Origin of the sequence: Kitasatospora putterlickiae, from assembly GCF_039527695.1 — a bacterium.
In the GTDB taxonomy this organism is placed as follows: domain Bacteria; phylum Actinomycetota; class Actinomycetes; order Streptomycetales; family Streptomycetaceae; genus Kitasatospora; species Kitasatospora putterlickiae.
The window spans coordinates 14395-17053 of record NZ_BAAAKJ010000266.1 but is presented as its reverse complement, the minus strand read 5'-3'; the positions used below and the strand labels follow the sequence as shown (position 1 = coordinate 17053).

The 2659-nt window shown below is 76.9% G+C and carries 3 protein-coding genes; all 3 read left to right on the top strand.

Features of this window, described 5'->3' with window-relative positions; all coding sequences use genetic code 11:
- Positions 1-102: 102 nt before the first annotated feature.
- The gene (locus ABD308_RS27030) at positions 103-1092 is read left to right on the top strand and encodes a formylglycine-generating enzyme family protein (RefSeq protein WP_486327036.1); all 990 of its coding nucleotides are present in this window, start codon (positions 103-105) and stop codon (positions 1090-1092) included.
- 49 nt (positions 1093-1141) lie between these two features.
- Positions 1142-1804 (top strand): HEAT repeat domain-containing protein, encoded by a 663-nt coding sequence (locus ABD308_RS27025; protein ID WP_344339645.1) that lies wholly within the window; start codon positions 1142-1144, stop codon positions 1802-1804.
- 3 nt (positions 1805-1807) lie between these two features.
- The coding region (locus tag ABD308_RS27020; RefSeq protein ID WP_344339641.1) for a MerR family transcriptional regulator at positions 1808-2659 on the top strand (852 nt) is incomplete at its 3' end.

Below are 2659 nucleotides of genomic sequence, written 5' to 3'. Positions count from 1 at the left end.
GCGCCCGCCCGCCACCCCCGGATCCCGAACCCCGTATCGAGGAACCGCGTGTCCACCGCCCCCAAACCCTGTTGCGCTCCCGGCCGTGACGCCGACGAGCCCGTGCCGCTCACGCTCGCCGCCCCCGCTTCCCCCGCCCCCGCTTCCCCCGCCCTCGCTTCCCCCGCCCTCGCTTCCCCCGCGCCCGCTTCCCCCGCGCCCGCCCCCGTCCGGGGGCCACGGGGCCCGCGGGTGGCGCGGCAGCTCACCGGCCTGCCCGGCGGGCGGTTCCTGATGGGCACCGACGACCGGCAGGGCTACCCCGAGGACGGCGAAGGGCCGGTCCGCATCGTCAAGTTGAGCCCGTTCCGGATCGCGTCGACCACGGTGACCAACGCCGCCTTCGCGACCTTCGTCAAGGCCACCGGCCACCGCACCGAGGCCGAGACCTTCGGCTTCTCCTACGTCTTCGAGGGCTTCCTGCCGGACCGGCTCGCCGCCGTCTCCCCGCAGGTGGCCGCCGTCCCGTGGTGGCGGGCGGTCACCGGGGCGAGCTGGCGGACACCCGAGGGGCCGGGCTCCTCGGTCACCACCCGCCAGAACCACCCCGTGGTGCACGTCTCGTGGAACGACGCGCAGGCGTACTGCGCCTGGTCGGGCACCCGGCTGCCCACGGAGGCCGAGTGGGAGTACGCCGCCCGGGGCGGCCTGGAGCAGGCGCGCTACCCGTGGGGCGACGAACTCACCCCGGACGGGCGCCACTTGTGCAACACCTGGCAGGGCGTCTTCCCCACCGTGAACACGGCGGCGGACGGCCACCGGGGGACGGCCCCGGTCACCGCCTTCCGGCCGAACGGCTTCGGGCTGTACAACACCGTCGGCAATGTGTGGGAGTGGTGCGCGGACTGGTTCAGCACGGACTTCCACCGCACCGGCCCGCGCCACGACCCGCCCGGCCCGCCGGACGGCGCGGCGCGGGTGATGCGCGGCGGCTCCCACATGTGCCACGCCTCCTACTGCTACCGCTACCGGGTCGCGGCGCGCAGCTCCAACACGCCGGACAGCTCCGCCGGGAACATCGGCTTCCGGGTGGCCGCCGACGCCGTCGCTTGACCTTGACACGGTGGCAAGGTCTTGACTGCCGTTCGAGGAGGTGGCCCCGATGACCGTGCCACAGGAGGAAACGACCACGACGCGAGCGTTCCGGGCGCTGGCGCACGCCGACGCCTCGGTCCGGCTGCGGGCCGCGCTGGCGGTCGGCACCACGCCGGACCCGGCGTTCGTCGGCGGGCTCGTCGAGCGGAGCGGGGTGGAACCCGACTTCTCCGTGCGGGAGATGCTGACCTGGGCGCTCACCCGCCACGAGCCGTCGGCGACGGTCCCGGCGCTGGTCGGCGAGCTGCGCTCGGACCGGGCCCAGGCACGCGGCCAGGCGCTGCACACGCTGTCCAAGATCGGGGACCGGCGGGCCTGGCCCGCGATCACCCCGGAGCTGCTGGCCGACGCCGACGACGAGGTGGCCCGGACCGCCTGGCGGACGGCGGTCGTCCTCGCGCCCGAGGGTGAGAGGCCCGCGCTGGCCGTAAGGTTGGCGCGACAGTTCGGACGCGGCGGACACGAGACGCGGCTGAGCCTCAGCCGGGCGCTGATCGCGCTCGGGGAGGCGGCGCGGCCGGCCCTGGAGGCCGCCACGGCGGCGCCCGATCCCCGGGTGCGCGCGCACGCGCTCGCCACGGAGCGGCTGTGGCAGGACCCGGAGGCGGGTTTCGAGGCGGCGGTCGAGGAGGCGAAGCGCGTGGTGGCCCTGGGCGGGGAAGGACGGTAGCCGGTGCTGATCGGCGAGGTCGCGCGGCGCTCGGGGGTGAGCGCGCGCATGCTCCGGCACTACGAGGCGCTCGGCCTGGTGCGGCCGACGGGCCGGACCGACGGCGGCTACCGGGAGTACGCCGACGAGGACGTCCGGCGGATCTTCCACATCGAGAGCCTGCGCTCGCTGGGGCTGTCGCTGCGCGACGTCGGGCGGGCGCTCGACGACCCCGGCTTCGCGCCCGCCGACCTCGTCGACGACCTCATCCGCGAGACCCGGCAGCGCATCGCGGCGGAGACCGAACTGCTCACCCGCCTGCGCCGGATCGGCGCCGCCGAACCGGCGGGCTGGGAGGACGTCCTCCAGAGCGTCGCGCTGCTCCAGGCGCTGGGGTCGACGAGCGCCAGGGCGCGCCAGCGCGCGGCGCTGGCCGCCGCCGACGACGCCCCCGTGCCGGTGGAGGCGCTGGTCGAGGCCGTGCTGGCGGAGCGGGACCCGGTCGTCGCCGGTGCCCTGCGCTGGGCGCTGGCGCAGGCCGGGGAGGAGGCGGCGGCGCCGCTGGCGAAGGGCCTCGACGCGTCCTCGGCGCGGGTGCGGGAGCGGGCCGTCCGCTCGCTCGCCGAACTGGCGGAGCCCGCCGCCACCGCGCTGCTGCGGGACGCCCTCGATCACGCCGACCCGGTGGTCCGCGGCCAGGCGGCGCTGGCGCTCGGCGCGCGCGGAGCCTGCGAGGCGGTCCCCGCGCTCGTCGACCTGATCGTCAGGGGCGCGAACGACGTCGACGCCGCCGACGCGCTGGGCGCCCTGGCGGCCGACCCGGCGGGCAGCCTCTACGGCGGGCTGCTCGGCTACCGGGGCGACCGGGCGGCCCGG